Annotated in this window: 16 protein-coding genes and 1 riboswitch; of the genes, 5 read left to right on the top strand and 11 right to left on the bottom strand. The window is 62.4% G+C overall.

Annotated elements, in window-relative coordinates; genetic code table 11:
• Positions 1-3 precede the first annotated feature (3 nt).
• The 6 genes from G9X67_RS04935 to G9X67_RS04960 form a co-directional block, all read right to left on the bottom strand.
• Positions 4-723: a heme-copper oxidase subunit III family protein gene (locus G9X67_RS04935; RefSeq protein ID WP_138334790.1), complete on the bottom strand. Its 720-nt coding sequence runs from the start codon at positions 721-723 to the stop codon at positions 4-6.
• 10 nt (positions 724-733) lie between these two features.
• Positions 734-1,453 (bottom strand): cytochrome c oxidase subunit 3, encoded by a 720-nt coding sequence (locus G9X67_RS04940; protein WP_138334791.1) that lies wholly within the window; start codon positions 1,451-1,453, stop codon positions 734-736.
• Positions 1,450-3,228 (bottom strand): cytochrome c oxidase subunit I, encoded by a 1,779-nt coding sequence (gene ctaD, locus G9X67_RS04945; protein ID WP_138334792.1) that lies wholly within the window; start codon positions 3,226-3,228, stop codon positions 1,450-1,452. Before ctaD ends, G9X67_RS04940 begins: the two co-directional genes overlap by 4 nt.
• 45 nt (positions 3,229-3,273) lie before the next feature.
• Positions 3,274-4,092, bottom strand: coding sequence for a cytochrome c oxidase subunit II (locus G9X67_RS04950; RefSeq protein ID WP_138334793.1), 819 nt, complete (start codon positions 4,090-4,092; stop codon positions 3,274-3,276).
• 165 nt (positions 4,093-4,257) lie between these two features.
• A complete protein-coding gene (locus G9X67_RS04955; RefSeq protein ID WP_003540937.1) occupies positions 4,258-4,647 on the bottom strand; it encodes a cytochrome c family protein in 390 nt (129 codons plus the stop codon).
• A 272-nt stretch (positions 4,648-4,919) separates the two neighbouring features.
• Positions 4,920-5,843 carry an MYG1 family protein gene (locus tag G9X67_RS04960; RefSeq protein WP_171598292.1) on the bottom strand — a complete coding sequence of 308 codons (924 nt, stop codon included), beginning with the start codon at positions 5,841-5,843 and terminating at the stop codon, positions 4,920-4,922.
• Positions 5,844-6,021: 178 nt separating this feature from the next.
• Here G9X67_RS04960 and G9X67_RS04965 point away from each other — a divergent pair, with 178 nt between their 5' ends.
• A complete protein-coding gene (locus G9X67_RS04965; protein ID WP_171598293.1) occupies positions 6,022-6,513 on the top strand; it encodes an HIT family protein in 492 nt (163 codons plus the stop codon).
• 186 nt (positions 6,514-6,699) lie between these two features.
• Here the strand turns inward: G9X67_RS04965 and G9X67_RS04970 are convergent, their stop codons facing one another.
• The 3 genes from G9X67_RS04970 to G9X67_RS04980 are packed head-to-tail and all read right to left on the bottom strand — an operon-like array spanning position 6,700 to position 9,514.
• A complete protein-coding gene (locus G9X67_RS04970; RefSeq protein ID WP_017988788.1) occupies positions 6,700-7,464 on the bottom strand; it encodes an ABC transporter ATP-binding protein in 765 nt (254 codons plus the stop codon).
• The gene (locus tag G9X67_RS04975) at positions 7,461-8,501 is read right to left on the bottom strand and encodes an iron ABC transporter permease (RefSeq protein ID WP_138387316.1); all 1,041 of its coding nucleotides are present in this window, start codon (positions 8,499-8,501) and stop codon (positions 7,461-7,463) included. The genes G9X67_RS04970 and G9X67_RS04975 overlap by 4 nt, the downstream gene beginning before the upstream one ends.
• Positions 8,498-9,514: an ABC transporter substrate-binding protein gene (locus tag G9X67_RS04980; RefSeq protein WP_138387315.1), complete on the bottom strand. Its 1,017-nt coding sequence runs from the start codon at positions 9,512-9,514 to the stop codon at positions 8,498-8,500. Before G9X67_RS04980 ends, G9X67_RS04975 begins: the two co-directional genes overlap by 4 nt.
• A gap of 176 nt (positions 9,515-9,690) precedes the next feature.
• Positions 9,691-9,947, bottom strand: a riboswitch (cobalamin riboswitch).
• Positions 9,948-10,158: 211 nt separating this feature from the next.
• Between G9X67_RS04980 and G9X67_RS04985 the strand changes: the two genes are divergently transcribed.
• The 3 genes from G9X67_RS04985 (at position 10,159) to G9X67_RS04995 (ending at position 11,963) form a co-directional block, all read left to right on the top strand.
• Positions 10,159-10,725 carry a TetR/AcrR family transcriptional regulator gene (locus G9X67_RS04985; protein ID WP_171598294.1) on the top strand — a complete coding sequence of 189 codons (567 nt, stop codon included), beginning with the start codon at positions 10,159-10,161 and terminating at the stop codon, positions 10,723-10,725.
• The gene (locus G9X67_RS04990) at positions 10,722-11,270 is read left to right on the top strand and encodes a hypothetical protein (protein ID WP_171598295.1); all 549 of its coding nucleotides are present in this window, start codon (positions 10,722-10,724) and stop codon (positions 11,268-11,270) included. Before G9X67_RS04985 ends, G9X67_RS04990 begins: the two co-directional genes overlap by 4 nt.
• A 90-nt stretch (positions 11,271-11,360) precedes the next feature.
• Positions 11,361-11,963, top strand: a complete 603-nt coding sequence (locus G9X67_RS04995; RefSeq protein WP_171598296.1) for a tetratricopeptide repeat protein — start codon at positions 11,361-11,363, stop codon at positions 11,961-11,963.
• A gap of 66 nt (positions 11,964-12,029) precedes the next feature.
• On the opposite strand, the gene blh is transcribed toward G9X67_RS04995, so the two are convergent.
• A complete protein-coding gene (gene blh, locus G9X67_RS05000) occupies positions 12,030-13,310 on the bottom strand; it encodes a bifunctional sulfur transferase/dioxygenase Blh (RefSeq protein WP_171598297.1) in 1,281 nt (426 codons plus the stop codon).
• Positions 13,311-13,492: 182 nt separating this feature from the next.
• Entirely contained in the window at positions 13,493-13,861 is a 369-nt protein-coding gene (locus G9X67_RS05005; protein WP_064652755.1) for a DsrE family protein, read from the bottom strand.
• Between the two features lie 88 nt (positions 13,862-13,949).
• Here G9X67_RS05005 and G9X67_RS05010 point away from each other — a divergent pair, with 88 nt between their 5' ends.
• Positions 13,950-14,945: an AraC family transcriptional regulator gene (locus tag G9X67_RS05010; protein ID WP_171598326.1), complete on the top strand. Its 996-nt coding sequence runs from the start codon at positions 13,950-13,952 to the stop codon at positions 14,943-14,945.
• Positions 14,946-15,016: the final 71 nt, after the last annotated feature.

Here is a 15,016-nt window from a genome sequence, read left to right on the forward strand (position 1 = left end):
ACCTCACCACAGATAAAAAAACGCGAAGATGAAGACCCAGACCAGGTCGACGAAGTGCCAATAGAGGCCCATGATCTCGACGGCCTCGTAGCGGCCTTTCCGGCTGGTGAAGAAGCCGCGCCGTTCCACGTCGAAATCGCCACGCCAGACCTTGCGGGCGACGATGAGCAGGAAGATAACGCCGATCGTGACGTGGGTGCCGTGAAAACCGGTGATCATGAAGAAGGTAGATCCGAACTGTGCCGCCCCCCACGGGTTCTCCCAGGGGCGAACGCCTTCGGTGATCAGCTTCGTCCATTCGAAGGCCTGCATGCCGACGAAGCAGGCTCCGAGAACCGCCGTCAGCAGCATCAGCACCGCGGTCATGCGGCGATCGCGGCGATAGCCGCAATTGACCGCCATCGCCATGGTGCCGCTGCTTGAGATCAGCACGAAAGTCATGATCGCGATCAGGATCAGCGGAACGTTCTGGCCGCCGATATGCAGCGCGAAGACCTCGCTCGGATTGGGCCATGCAACCGGCGTCGACATCCGGGCCGTCATATAAGCGATCAGGAAACAGCCGAAGACGAAGGTGTCGCTCAAGAGGAAGATCCACATCATCGCCTTGCCCCAGGAGGCGGTCTTGAAGGCGCGCTGATCCGAGCTGAAATCGGCAGCGACACCGCGCAGGCCAACCGGGCTGAGGCCTGGCTCGCCGTGTGTCTGGACGGGATGTACCATCTGCAATCTCCTAACTGAGCAGTGTGCGGCAGAGATCGACGAAATCATTCGCCCATCCGGCAAAGAGCGCGAAGAGCAACAGCCAGACGGCGAGCATGAAATGCGAGTAGATGGCGGAAAGATCGACGCTGAGGCGCAGCCTGTCCGTCGCCACAGCCGTTGAAAAGGCCCCGACCGTCGTGTGCGCGAGCACGGCAAGCCCGCCGAGGATATGCAGGCCGTGCAGCCCGGTCAGCATGTAGAAGAAGCTGTTGGAAGGGTTATCGGCCAGCACGTACCCGGCCGCCGTCAGCTCCCGCCATGCCTGGATCTGTCCGACGAGGAAGAAGATGGCAAGCGCAAGCCCTGCAGCAAGCGCCGGTCGCAGCACTTCCATGCGGCCATGACCTGCTTCTCTTTTCGCCCATTGAAGGGCAGCGCTGCTTAAGGCCAGTGCCGCAGTGTTCACCCAGAGCAGCCGGGGAACAGGCGTCGCCCACCAGTCGGTCGACGCCATGCGCATGAAATAGGCGCTGACGGCAAGGCTGAAGACAGCGCCGACGACGCCGAGAAACACGAAGAGCCCGATTTTCACCGCCGGCGCCGGCAGCCTTTGCCGCTCGGCACCGTCATGACCCGGCAGTTGCACCGACCCGGTTTCGAGCCAGGGCTTCGAGGTCAACCGCTGCCCGGAAAGCCACCAGAAGATAATGGCGGCGACTGCGGCGAGGAAGATCAGCATGACGTTCATGCGTGGACCTCCCGTGTGACGCCGCCGCCTGATGGCACCGTCTGCGGTATGAAGTCCTCGGCCGCCCCGGGCACGCTGTAGTCATAGGCCCAACGGTAGACGACAGGCAGATCCTTGCCCCAGTTGCCGTGGGCGGGCGGCGTCTGCGGCGTCTGCCATTCGAGCGTCGTTGCCCGCCACGGATTGCCGCCGGACTCCCTGCCCCGGAAAAGGCTCCAGACCAGATTGAACAGGAAGACCATCTGTCCGGCCCCGACGATCAGCGCCATGACGGTGATGAAGATATTCAGCGTATGGGCCGAAGGCGGAACGAAGGCCGTCTCTCCCATCTCGAAGTAGCGGCGCGGCACCCCGAGCAGGCCGAGATAGTGCATCGGAAAGAAGATCGCATAGGTGCCGAGGAAGGTGATCCAGAAGTGGATATGGCCGAGCACGTCGTTCAGCATGCGTCCCGTCACCTTCGGATACCAGTGATAGATCGCCCCGAAAATGACGAGGATCGGCGCCACACCCATGACCATGTGGAAATGCGCGACGACGAACATCGTGTCCGACAGCGGCACGTCGACGACGACGTTGCCGAGGAACAGGCCCGTCAGACCGCCATTGACGAAGGTGACGATGAAGGCGAGCGCAAAGAGCATCGGCAGCGTCAGGTGGATGTCGCCGCGCCACAGTGTCAGCACCCAGTTGTAGACCTTGATCGCCGTCGGGACAGCGATGATCAGCGTCGTCGTGGCGAAGAAGAAGCCGAAGGCCGGGTTCATGCCGCTGACATACATATGGTGCGCCCAGACGACGAAGCTGAGCGCACCGATGATGACGATCGCCCAGACCATCATGCGGTAGCCGAAGATGTTCTTGCGCGCATGCGTGCTGATCAGGTCCGAAACGATGCCGAAGGCAGGCAGCGCGACGATATAGACCTCCGGATGCCCGAAGAACCAGAAGAGGTGCTGGAAGAGGATCGGGCTGCCGCCGCCATGCTGTAGCTGCGTGCCCATTTCGACGATGGCAGGCATGAAGAAGCTCGTGCCGAGCAGGCGATCGAACATCATCATGACGCAGGCGACGAAGAGCGCGGGAAAGGCGAGCAGCGCCATCACGGTCGCGGTGAAGATGCCCCAGACGGTGAGCGGCATGCGCATCAGTGTCATGCCGCGCGCCCGCCCCTGCAGCACAGTCACCACATAGTTCAGCCCACCCATGGTGAAGCCGATGATGAAGACGATCAGCGAGGAGAGCATCAGCAGGATGCCCCAGTCCTTGCCGCCAGGCGTGCCGGAGAGAACGGCCTGTGGCGGATAGAGGGTCCAGCCGGCCCCCGTCGGGCCTCCGGGGGCGAAAAAGCCCGCAGCGAGGATCAGCACTGCGAGCAGGTAAATCCAATAGCTCAGCATGTTGGCGTAGGGAAACACCATATCGCGCGCGCCGACCATCAGCGGAATGAGGTAATTGCCGAAGCCGCCGAGGAACAGTGCGGTCAGCAGATAGATCACCATGATCATGCCGTGCATGGTGATGAACTGATAATAATGATCGGCATCGATGAAGGTGAAATAGCCGGGAAAGGCGAGCTGAATCCGCATCAGCCAGGAGAGTACCAGCGCCACCAGGCCGATTGCGATCGCCGTGAGCGAATATTGGACGGCAATGATCTTGGCATCCTGGCTGAACACATATTTTGTCCACCAGCTTTTCGGATGATAGAGTTCGACATCCTCGACTTCAGCAGAGGGGACGGCGCCTGCGCTGTCGGATGGAATCTCGACCATGATCTCTCTCCCCTTCGTCTCCCAGCGGTCTGCGACCGCTGGGGGTCAGTTTGCCGGCGGCATCTCTCCCGATGACGCCGTAAGCTGGGTGAATGTCTGCTGCTGCCCGAGCCAGGTCTGGTAATCCGCATCCTCCTCGACAACGACGGTGCCGCGCATTTGCCCATGGCCGACGCCACAGAGTTCGGCGCAGAGGATGTCGAAGGTCCCTGTCCGCGTCGGCGTGAACCAGAAATAGGTGATCATGCCGGGTATCATGTCCATCTTGGCGCGGAATTCCGGCACGTAGAAATCATGGAGCACGTCGACCGAGCGCAGCAATATGTGCACCGGCTTGCCGATCGGCAGATGCAATTCGCCGCCCTCGATGATCACGTCGTCAAGGCCGCTTGCGTCGTTTTTATCAAGGCCGAGCGGGTTTTCGGGGGTGACGTCGCCGGTTTCGGCGCGGCCGAGCTTTCCGTCGGCTCCGGGCAACCGGAAACTCCACAGCCACTGCTGGCTGACGACCTCGACGGATGCGGCATCGGCAGGCACTGTGATGAACTGGTTCCACACGATCAGGCCGGGCGCCAGCATCGCCGCAACACCGACCGCCGTTCCCCCTCCCAGCAGCAATTCCAGCCTGCGGTTCTCGGGCTCGTAATGTGCACGGTTGCCCGGCTTGTGCCGGAAGCGGAAGACGCAATAGGCCATGAACAAAACCACCGCCACGAAGACGATGCCTGTGATCCAGAAGGTGATGACGAGGGTGGTGTCGATATAGGTCCAGTTGGACGCGATCGGCGTCCACCACCACGGGCTCAGCACATGGAACAGCACGGAGCCGACGACAATCAGGACGAGGATCAGCACGACAGCCATGTCCGCTCCTCCTCGAGCAGGTCGACCCGTGAAACCGCATTCCGCAAAAAGTCCGTGTTTATTATCGCACAGATAGAAAATATCGGCAATTACGGCAATTTAGGCATGCGCCCCGGGCCGCGAGCCGCCATTTGGAGTATTGCCCGTCGCGGGGAATGTTGCCCATCACTTGGAATATTGTTTGAGATAGGCGATGAGATTGGTGATTTCCTGGTCGTCCTTCACCCCGACGAAGGCCATCTTCGTACCCTTCACCTTCCCCTTCGGATTGTGCAGATAGTCGCGCAGCACCGTCTCGTCCCAGACGAGACCGCCCTCGCCGGCCGCCTTCATCCCGGCCGAATAGGCGTAATTGGGATGCGTTCCGGCCTTCCGGCCGAACAGCCCGTTCAACGACGGGCCGACCTTGTTCGTATCGGAATCGGCGACATGACAGGTCACGCATTTCTTAAAAACGGCAGCACCCGCCGTCGCATCGCCCTCCTGCGCCCCGGCGTCAGCAGGGGAAAGAGCAATCACGGATGTGGCGATCAGCAGAACAACACGGTAATCCATGGCAAACCTCATCCTCCTCAAGGTTGCCAGCCACTTGCACCCTCCGCAATCTCTCGCGTGGGAGTAGTGGTTGTTATGGCATAAAGCTTAGTCCTTCGCGGCAACAAGTCAATCGGCCCCACAATTGGGGCCACTTGAACGCCATCTGATGTCCGGGGGACCCGAGACGCGGATAAGCTCGTTGAGATCGAAAATCCGGCCAGCTATCCTTCAATCCACGGCGTAATGGATATGATGCAGGCCCCGCGCCACCTCAACTGCCGCCATTTGACCTACGTGCCGATCGAAAGCGCCTCCTTTACCGCCAGCTCGGCCATGGCGAGAGCGGCTTCGCGGGTCCTGGCGGCAGCGATGAAGCGGCCGTTATGGCAGAAGCTTGCGCCCTCTATGCCGCAAACCGCCTCCAATGCGCCATTGGTGAGCCCGGCCCAGGCCGCCGGCAGGTCGGCCCTGAGCTCGAACCCGTCCTCGGCGCGGCGGATGCCGGTCACGCACCAATCCTTTTCGCGCGGGTGGACGACGAACAGCAGGTGATCGGCGCCCGCCTTGACGATAGCGGGACGGAAGGGCATGCCCCTCGGCAATTCCAGAACACGCCCCTGCCCCGCAGCCTCGATTGCCCGATGCACGATCGCCTCGGCCCGCAATTTTGCGGCACTCTGAGCGATCCTGGCCTCGACGAAACTGCGGGCAATGGCAAGGGCCGTGTGGAAGGCGCGATCGTCGGCCTCAGGGTCTGCTTCGTCGAAAACCGGTTTCAGGGTTTCCAGCAGCGCCGGCAGCGTCAGCGCGGCCAGCGGCCCGGATGGGCTGAGCGCGCCATTGTCGGTCAGATCGACCGGCAGCACGAAGCTGGCGTCGAAAGAGCCATGCATCGCCTCGACATGCGCTTCGGGAAGGCCGAAGGCTGCGAGATAATCACGGCCGTAATGCTTCCAGATCAGGCCGAACGAGCTGTAGGGCTGGCCATCGTCGCGCAACGGCGCGCCGCGCTGGTGGTGATCGAATATCCCGGCAGCGGGATCATAGGCTCCGCCGACATCGTAGATGATCCGGTCTTCGCCCGGCGTGATCCACTCCGCCGCGCGGCTGCGAACGATACGAGCCTGCGGGAAAAGCCGGGTCAGGATGACGCTCGACAGCAATTCGTCGGCATGAAAGCCACCGGAATGGGTGACGAGGAAATCGGAGATCATGGGAGCTATGCGCCTTGTCGTTCGCGGACGATCCGCTTGCAGGTCGGCTGGAGATAACCGTTGCCGGCTGCTATCTCAACCCATACCTTAAATTGCAGTCGATTTAAGGATAAAATTATGCAGCAATCCAATGTGTTACAGCGTCCCCTGACGGGGCATCAGGAGTAAGAGGCAGTCCGTGGAGATCCCTCAGCGCTTTCACGTTGTCGAGACGGCCGGATGGCTTGTGAACCACCGCATGAACTCCGCCCTTCCCGGTTACCTCATGATCAGTTCCAAGACCGACACCAACGATCTGTCGGATCTGCCTGAAGACGCTTTGGCCGAATTCGGCCCATTGCTCGCAAGGGCTCAGAGTACGCTGAAACGGCAATTGAATGCTCAGCGCGTCTATATCGGCCGGTATGGACACACGCCCGGTTATCCGATCCACTTCCATGTGATCCCGATATATGAATGGGTGGAGGCGTTGTTCTGGAAGGACGCTCGATATCGCCTGCTTGAGAATTTTGCAGAGGGACCGGGGGAAACCGCAACGGATGGCGCAGAACTGACACTGTTTGTCTGGCGAGAGTTCTGTGAACGCGCAGAGCCGCCGCCGATCAGAGGGCCTTCGATCTCAGAGGCTATTAAGTTGCTGCGGGAAGCAATGCGGTTTCCGCCGCTTTAGATCTTTGTACTCATGCATGTCGCCGGAAAATGCCCAGCGGTTTTGGCAGGACGGCATGCATGAAGAGACAGCGCCGGCCTTGTGACCGCTGGCGATCCTGTGGCCGAAAGCGAGGTCGAAGGTCTCCGACCGTCTCGACCAACAATCCCGGATCCCCTCCTTGAGATCGAAATTCCCGGCCATCCGTCAATCCATGACGTATTGGATATGATGCCGGCCATGCACGGCCGATTTCTGGACATGGGCGCGAACGCCGAAGACCCGGCCGATCATATCCTCGGTCAGCACCTCCTCCGGCGCGCCGGAGGCGACGATCTCGCCTTTCTGAAGCACCGCCAGCCTGTCGCAGAACATCGCCGCCAGATTGAGGTCGTGCAGCGCGACGATGCAGGTGATGCCGAGCTTCGAAATCAGCGAGAGAATGTCGAGCTGATGCTGGATATCGAGATGGTTGGTCGGCTCGTCGAGCAGCAGTTCGCTCGGCGCCTGCGCCAGCGATCTGGCAATATGGACGCGCTGGCGCTCGCCGCCCGACAGCGTCTGCCAGAGCTGGCCCGCCCTCTCCTGCATACCCACCCGCGACAGGGCCTCGTCGACGGCGGCGTCGTCTCCGGCACCCCAGGACGACAACAGCCCGCGATGCGGCGTGCGGCCGAGCCGCACCACGTCGCGCACGGTCAATTGCGTATCGGTCGTCGACTGCTGCTCGACGAAGGCGACGCGACGCGCAAGGGCTGCGCGCGGCAGCGAGGAAATGTCGTCGTCACCCAGCCGGATGATGCCGCTGCGAACCCTGCGCAGCCGGCAGATCAATCTGAGAAGGCTCGACTTGCCGGAACCGTTCGGCCCGAGCAGACCGAGCACCTTGCCCTTTTCCACCGTCAGGCTGACGCCGTTGACGATGACGATATTACCGGCGGCAAAGCTCACCTCGTCGATGCTGATGCTCATGCCTTCCCCCGCACACGATAGAGGATGACGGCGAAGGCCGGTGCGCCGAAGAGCGCGGTGACGACCCCGATCGGCAGGATCTGCTGCGGGATGATGATGCGCGAAATAATATCGGCGCCGACCATGTAGATCGCGCCGCCGAGCGCCGTTGCCGGCAGCAGCCGCCTATGCGCCGGCCCGACGAGGAAGCGGGCGGCATGGGGGATGACGAGGCCGACGAAGCCGATCGAACCCACCATGCTGACGACGCTTGCCGTCATCGCCGCCGTCATGGCGAACAGCACGATCTGGACGCGGCGTACGGCAATGCCGAGCGAGGCGGCGGCATCCGTGCCGAAGGCGAAGGCGTCGAGCGCCCGCACATGGGCCATGCAGATGACGAAGCCGGCAAGCGCGATTGGCACCGACAGATAGACATCGGGCCAGCGCACGCCGCTGAGCGAACCCAGCAGCCAGAACAGGATGCCGCGCGCCTGCTCGGCATTCGCCGATGTCGTCACGATGTAGGAGGTTAGTGCATTGAAGAGCTGCGAACCGGCGACGCCGCACAGGATGATGCGCTCACCGGTTCCCCCCGCACCCGTCGCCAGGATGCCGACCAGCAAAAAGGCAATGACCGCACCGATGAAGGCGCCGCTCGACAGGCCGAGAACACCGTAGCCGAAACCGAGGATCATCACGCAGACGGCCCCCGTCGAGGCACCGGCGGAGATGCCGAGCACGTAGGGTTCGGCCAGCGGATTGCGCAGCAGCGCCTGCAGGATCGCGCCCGAAAGCGAGAGCGACGCGCCGGCGCTGGCCGCGACGAGCGCGCGGCTCAGACGATAATCCCAGACGATGCCCTGGTGGATGCGGCTGAGCTCGAAATCCGTTCCGAACAGACGGTTCGAAATCGCCTCCGCCGTCGTCGCAAGCGGGATCGCGATCTCGCCGATCGAAACGGCAAGACTGACCATCAGCCCGAGCAGGAGAAGTGCCGCCGTGGTGAGCGCGGCAAGCGCCCACCATCCCTGTTGCCTGACCGACACTGCCTTCACTGCGCCAGGCCGAAGGACTTGATGCCGTTCGCCAATGTCTCGATACCGTCGATCGTGCGGATCGTCGGGTTCATCGACTGCGCGTCCATCATCACGAAGTGCTTGTTTTTGACCGCGTCCAGCTCCTTGGTCACAGGATCGTTCTCGAGGAAATCGACCTTGACCTTGGGATCGTCAGCGGCGTAACGGCGGCGGTCCATGGTCGCGAGCACGATGACGGCAGGGTTAGCCTGGGCGATGGTTTCCCAACCGACCAGCGGCCATTCCTCTTCCGTGGTGACGACGTTCTTCGCACCGATCGTCTTCAGAATATAGGCGGGCGCGCTGTTCTTGCCGGCGATGAAGGCGTCGCCATTGACCTCCTTGCTGGAGAACCAGAAGACGACGGGCAGGTTCTTGCCCGACGCGCCTGATATCGAGGCGACGGCATCCGACTCGCGCTTCTTCAGCTTGGAAATCAGCGCATCGCCGCGCTCCTTGACGTCGAAGATCTCCGAGAGCTCGGCGATTTCCCGGTAGATCAGGTCCATCGTGAACAGCTCCTTGCGCACGCCGTCGCCGCCATCAGTGTTGACCTTGGCGACGCAATCGGCCGGCGCGAGATAGGTATTGATCCCGAGATCCTTGAATTGCTCCCGCTTGCCGACCGAGCCCTGCGCGCCGACATGCCATTCGAACTCGGCCGTCACCAGGTCGGGCTCCTGCCCGACGACGGATTCGAAGCTCGGGTCGTTGTCGGCAAGCCGCTTTATCTTGCTGTTGGCCTCGGCATATTGCGGCAGGACGGGACCGACCCAGACGGCCGTTCCGGCGATCTTGTCGGCAAGGCCGAGCGAGAAGAGCACTTCGGTCATGCCCTGACCGATCGAAACGACTTTGGATGGCGCCTTTTCGAAGGTCACCTGCTGGCCGCAATTGGTGATGGTCAAGGGATATCGGGTCGCGGCAAGGCTTGGTGCCGCAAAGCCGGCGAGCCCGAAGGCAAATGTCATGGTGGCGAGAATCTGGCGCATGGAAAACCTCGATGAAGGGAAAATCACGGCCGTTCCGCGCATATGCGCGGACCGAAAGCACGCTTAGGCGTGCACTAGCCGCAGGAGGCCCAATCGAGACGGATGCATGCCGGAATTCGGCGAAGGTTCAGCAGGTCAATCATATCTGTTCCTTGTCCGGGCATCCCCGCCCGGTTGATTGGATCGTGATTGACGGCAGGTCTCCTGGCTTGCGGATATCCGTCGTTTCATCCTCCTTCCCGCGATATCTCGCAGTGGCAGGGCCATGAGCCCTTCAGAGATGGCCAGTCGCTGGCCACTCCTGAGATGATCGACAATCCGCTTACAGTTGCGGGGGCAGCCACGGTCTCGGTCCCTACTGGGTCATCCTCACCGTGTTCCCTATTAATCCCCTTGGAGTCATCTTCAGGGAACCGTCGCCCCAGTTACGTCGCCGGCCCGCCCGGCGTCAATAACTATTCCCGCGTGTCATGCCGCCTCACCGACAAATGCGCTTCATGCCGTCTCACCGCGCAAACCGCCGGTTGCCAGAAGACGTTTGACAGCAATGCTGCCATTATGGCATTAATACTGCCATGAATAAAGTGACACCGCCTCGACCCACGGCCCGCGAAGAGTTGGCGACCATCACGCAGGACCGCATCATGGAAGGTCTTGCCGCCCTGTTGCGCGCCGGTAGCGACGAGGTCACCTTCGATCTCGTCGCCCGCCAGTCCGGCGTGCCGCAGCGCACGCTTTATCGCTATTTCGCCAACAAGGAGACACTGCTCGCCGCGTTCTGGCACTGGGTGAATGCGCTGATCGCCGTGCCGGCGCTGCCGGCTTCGCCTGAGCAAGTAGTGGCGCATATTCCCGAGCTCTTTTCTGCCTTCGACCGCGACGAGCCGCTGGTGAGAGCGATGCTGCACAATCCTCATGGTCGCGCGGTGAGGCTCGCCCATGCCGAGGCGCGGCGCGAGAAGTTTTCGATCGCGCTGCGCGATGTCACCGGGACGATTCCCGCAGAAGATGCCCGGCATCTGCTCGCCGCTGTGACAGCGCTCTGCTCTGCTTCGGGATGGGAGAGCATGAAAGATAACTGGAGCCTGTCGGGCGCTGAAGCCGCGAAGGCCGCGCAATGGGCCGTGCAGGCCCTGATCGACGATGCACGCCGGCGTTCCCGCGGGACCGAGGCCCGCCAGCCGGCAACAATGGAAGGAGACGCGCGATGATTCATCACATGTCGTTCGGCGTGCGCGATCCCGGTCGCGTCGCCCGGGTGCTGGCGGAGCTCATGGAGGCGACCGCGCTGCGGGCGCCGACCCCGCCCTTTCCCCATGACGCCTGGCTCGTCGTATCGGGCGATACGCAAGGCTCCTTCCTCAAAATCCTGCCCGCAACCGCGGTCTTCGATCCGGACGCACCGCTCGGCATCCGCCAGCGCCCGGCGACCTTCGAGCCGGTCACCGCCCACGTGCTGGTCAGCGCCGCGGTAGACGCCGCGTCGATCGAGACTGCCGCCGCCCGCGAAGGCTGGTGCGCCGAGCAGGTGGAAACCGGCCTCTTCCGGATCGTCAAACTCTGGGTCGAGGACAACGTCCTGGTCGAATTCCTGGCAAAGGGTGAAGCCGATCGTTACATCGAAGCCTTCGGCCCCGCGGGCCTTCCCTCCCTCGACGGCAAATTGCGGGACCTCGAGGCAAAGCTTGGCGATGCCCTCGCGCAGAAGCTGCCGCCTGGCGTGCTGGAAAAAGCGCTGGGACATCCGCAGGCGTAGTCGTTGCCGGACCTGCGTCACGACGGATTGCGGAAGGCAGGCCCCGACATAGTTTTGGCGCCACCGATTTCAACGAGGTTTGATGTAGCAATGAGCAATCCGGATAGCACCGATCTCGCCGCCGCCAGGATAGACGCGATTCGCCAAGCAGCCGAGCAAGGCGATGCGCAAGCACAATTTGAATTGGGCCACATCACCGCACGAGGTGAAGGTGTCACCCGCGATAAAACAGAAGGCGCGGGATGGCTTCAGAAAGCCGCCGAACAAGGTCATGCCGACGCGCAATTCCTCCTGGCGGGCCTCTATCTCATGGGGGACGGAGTTGCACAGAGCGCGCCCGAAGGCTGCGAGTGGCTTGAGAAAGCCGCCAATCAAGGCCACGCCGACGCGCAATATTTGCTGGGCTTGATGAGAGAAGACGGCGACGGTTGCGATATCGATGCAGCAGACGCTGTCAGATGGTACAGCCAAGCCGCAGATCAGGATCATGCTGGTGCACAGTACAGGCTAGCCCAGTTGAAAGAGCACGGCGTGGGCTGCGAGATCGATCTGACAGAAGCATTCAAATGGTACCGTCGTGCTGCACTTCAGGATTACCCGGATGCAAGGGAAGATCTACTCGGATTATGCCGTGCACATCCAGACCTGCCGCTACCGGTGTCAGAATTGCTCGATGGCAAAGGTCGCTCCTGATACCCAGCTCTTTTTCCCGGGCGGCGCAGCGTCCAGACGTCGTCACCGGCCAACTATCCCCCGCTCTCACAAAGCATCCAGCGGTATCTTCAGATACCGCCGGCCATTCCCCTCCGGCTCGGGCAGCCGTCCGCCGCGGATATTCACCTGCAGCGCGTGCAGCATCAGCTTCGGCTTCGGCAGCGTGCGGTCGCGTGCCTGGCGCAGCGCCACGAAACCGGCCTCGTCGATGCCTGCAATATGCGGATTGGAGCGCTTCTGCGCCGCCACCGTGCTTTCCCAGCGTGGGTGCCGGCCGCCCGGCTGATAATCGTGGCCGGAAAAGAGCCGGGTTTCCTCGGGCAGCGACAGGATGGCCTGGATCGAGTGCCAGAGGGCGGCAGCACTGCCGCCGGGGAAATCCGTACGCGCCGTGCCGGAATCCGGCGTGAACACCGTATCGTGCACGAAGGCGGCGTCACCGATCACATAGGTGATCGAGGCGAGTGTGTGCCCGGGCGAAAACATCACGCGGACTTTAAGCGCACCGATCTCGAACGTGTCGCCATCGGCAAACAGCCGGTCCCATTGCGAACCGTCGGTTTTAAGGGCCGGCCAGTTGTAGATCTCCTTCCAGAGCTTCTGCACGTCGGTGACATGGGCGCCGATCGCCGTCGGCGCGCCGGTCTTCTCATGCAGATAATGCGCGGCGGAGAAATGATCGGCATGCGGATGCGTGTCGAGGATCCATTCGACTGTCAGCCCTTCACTTTCGATATGAGCGAGGATGGCGTCGGCATTGGCCGTTCCCGTCGCCCCCGACATCTCGTCGAAATCGAACACCGGGTCGATGATGGCACAGCGTCTCGTCGCCGGGTCGGAAACGACATATTGCACACTGCAGGTGCGGGGCTCGAAGAAGGCCTTCACATGAGGCACCTGCCCTGTCCGCTTCTCGAGAAAGCGGCGCGCGCCGGCAAGATCGAAACCCAGGTTTTGACCGAAGGCTTCGACATCCCCGGGCTTCATCCGCCCATCCAGCACCTCGCCCAGCACATAGAGCATCAGCGCCCGCGTGCCGCTCTTGCAATGGGCGACAACCGGCCCCTTCGCTTGCGCCATCGCCGACTGAAAGGCGCGGATATCGGCTTCGGTGATCTCGGTCCCCTTCACCGGCACGAAACTGTAGGAAAGCCCGACCGCGGAGGCGGAAGCCTTTTCCACCGTATTGCCCGGCTGCTCCGGCTCCTCGCCGTCAGGCCGGGCATTGATGACGGCGGCAAAGCCTTGAGCCGCGAAGGCAGCAAAGCCTGCGGCATCGGGCTGCCCCGCCACCGATATCAGCTCATTGACCTTCACGGATGTCATCGAAATCCCCGCGCTGCCTTCGTCGGGCATTATCGCATGTATATCGATACAATCTCACAAGTATATTGCCGAGCGCAAGAATAGGCGCTTGGTATTCTTCCGCGCCTGTCGCCGGTCCGCAAAGCCTGACGACGCCGGCGGGAGACGCCGCCCGAACTCCCGCCCATCCCGACGGTGTATCGTCAAAACGACAGCGTTGCAGCACCCTCCTTGATCTCGGCATGCATGGCGCTGGCGCCGACGATGACGACGCCGTCGAGCATGTCCTCCTGCGTGTAACCGCGAGAGGCGACGCAGGGCGGGCAGGCCCAGATCGTGCCGCCGCGCTGCTGGAAATTCTCGATCAGGCTCGACAGCGGATCGAGCGGCGGCACATGCGTCATGCGCTGGCCGCCCTTGCGCACCAGGTCGATCCCGGTGCTGGTGAGGAACACAGAAACCTTCAGCCCGGCGGTGATGCCGCCATTGGCAATGGTGAAGGCGACGGAGGACAGTTCGGATTCGATGCCCTTGGTAACAAGCACGACCAGTTTGTCGCTTTGAGTTTGCATAGTATTCTCCCAGTGAGTTGACGTGAACGCTCACTACGAGCGAGCGGGAACACCATAGGAGGGTGCGCGGGGCGCGTATTTGGCCGGAATGCGTGAAGCCTTGTCCGAAAATCCAGACGCTGCGGGTGTTGCGCGCGACGACGTGCTGTCGGCGCTGCTGTCGACGATCCGCCTTTCGGGATCGCTGCAGTTCTGCTTCATGCCGACGGGCGACTGGCAGACCGATGCCGCGCCGTCGCTGGCAAATCTTTCGGCCAAGGCTTCGGGCACGATGCCGTTTCACATCGTCGTGGAGGGCCGCTGCTGGTTGAAAACGGAAGGCGAAGAGAGCGAGCTGGAGGCCGGCGACGTACTGGTCTTCCCCTTCGGCACCGGCCATCAGCTCGGCGCGGGCAGAGACGGCACGCTGGTCCTGCCAACCCGCGACCTTCCGCAGAAGCCATGGCGTGAGATTCCCGTGCTGCGCTATGGTGAGGCGGCTCAAGGGGTGCGGCTGCTCTGCGGCTATCTGCAATGGGACGGGTTGAGCTTTGCGCCGCTGCGTCAAGCGCTGCCCAAGCTGATCCATGTCAGGACACGAGCCGCCAATGACGGCGACTGGCTGCGCGCCACCATCCGCCAGATGGTCGAGGAGGTCGACAGGCCTCGCGCCGGCGGCGTCTCGATGCTGCCGCGGCTGACGGAAATCGTCTTCATCGAGATTCTGCGCCATCAGATCATGATGGCCGAGCCGCGCTCGGTCGGCTGGCTGGCAGCGCTCGCCGACCCGGCGCTGTCGCGCTGCCTCTCCCTCATTCACGACGATCCCAAACGTGACTGGTCGCTGGAGGACCTCGCCGCCGCCGCCGGCCAGTCACGCAGCGCCCTCGCCGACCGCTTCCAGGCAATGCTCGATACCTCGCCGATCCGCTATATCAGGGACTGGCGGCTCTACCTCGCAAGCGTCGCGCTCGCCACCTCAGGCCAGACGATCGCGACGATCGCTTACGAAGCCGGCTATGCCACCGAAGCCGCCTTCAACCGCGCCTTCTCCCGCGCCTTCGCCACCCCGCCGGCAGCATGGCGGGCGATGGCGCGGGCGTAGAGGGTGATCGGCACCCGAGGAGAGCCTCGTTCTGAGGCGCGCCGCAGGAGCCGCGAAAGATGAGGTTGGTT

This window comes from Rhizobium sp. WYCCWR 11152, from assembly GCF_013087615.1.
Taxonomy (GTDB): domain Bacteria; phylum Pseudomonadota; class Alphaproteobacteria; order Rhizobiales; family Rhizobiaceae; genus Rhizobium; species Rhizobium indicum.

Bases quoted from the DNA above. Each gene is read 5' to 3' on its own strand.
- G9X67_RS04935 (WP_138334790.1), bottom strand. From the start codon at position 723: ATGGTACATCCCGTCCAGACACACGGCGAGCCAGGCCTCAGCCCGGTT.
- G9X67_RS04940 (WP_138334791.1), bottom strand. From the start codon at position 1,453: ATGAACGTCATGCTGATCTTCCTCGCCGCAGTCGCCGCCATTATCTTC.
- ctaD (WP_138334792.1), bottom strand. From the start codon at position 3,228: ATGGTCGAGATTCCATCCGACAGCGCAGGCGCCGTCCCCTCTGCTGAA.
- G9X67_RS04950 (WP_138334793.1), bottom strand. From the start codon at position 4,092: ATGGCTGTCGTGCTGATCCTCGTCCTGATTGTCGTCGGCTCCGTGCTG.
- G9X67_RS04955 (WP_003540937.1), bottom strand. From the start codon at position 4,647: ATGGATTACCGTGTTGTTCTGCTGATCGCCACATCCGTGATTGCTCTT.
- G9X67_RS04960 (WP_171598292.1), bottom strand. From the start codon at position 5,843: ATGATCTCCGATTTCCTCGTCACCCATTCCGGTGGCTTTCATGCCGAC.
- G9X67_RS04970 (WP_017988788.1), bottom strand. From the start codon at position 7,464: ATGAGCATCAGCATCGACGAGGTGAGCTTTGCCGCCGGTAATATCGTC.
- G9X67_RS04980 (WP_138387315.1), bottom strand. From the start codon at position 9,514: ATGCGCCAGATTCTCGCCACCATGACATTTGCCTTCGGGCTCGCCGGC.
- G9X67_RS04985 (WP_171598294.1), top strand. From the start codon at position 10,159: ATGGAAGGTCTTGCCGCCCTGTTGCGCGCCGGTAGCGACGAGGTCACC.
- G9X67_RS04990 (WP_171598295.1), top strand. From the start codon at position 10,722: ATGATTCATCACATGTCGTTCGGCGTGCGCGATCCCGGTCGCGTCGCC.
- G9X67_RS04995 (WP_171598296.1), top strand. From the start codon at position 11,361: ATGAGCAATCCGGATAGCACCGATCTCGCCGCCGCCAGGATAGACGCG.
- blh (WP_171598297.1), bottom strand. From the start codon at position 13,310: ATGACATCCGTGAAGGTCAATGAGCTGATATCGGTGGCGGGGCAGCCC.
- G9X67_RS05005 (WP_064652755.1), bottom strand. From the start codon at position 13,861: ATGCAAACTCAAAGCGACAAACTGGTCGTGCTTGTTACCAAGGGCATC.
- G9X67_RS05010 (WP_171598326.1), top strand. From the start codon at position 13,950: ATGCGTGAAGCCTTGTCCGAAAATCCAGACGCTGCGGGTGTTGCGCGC.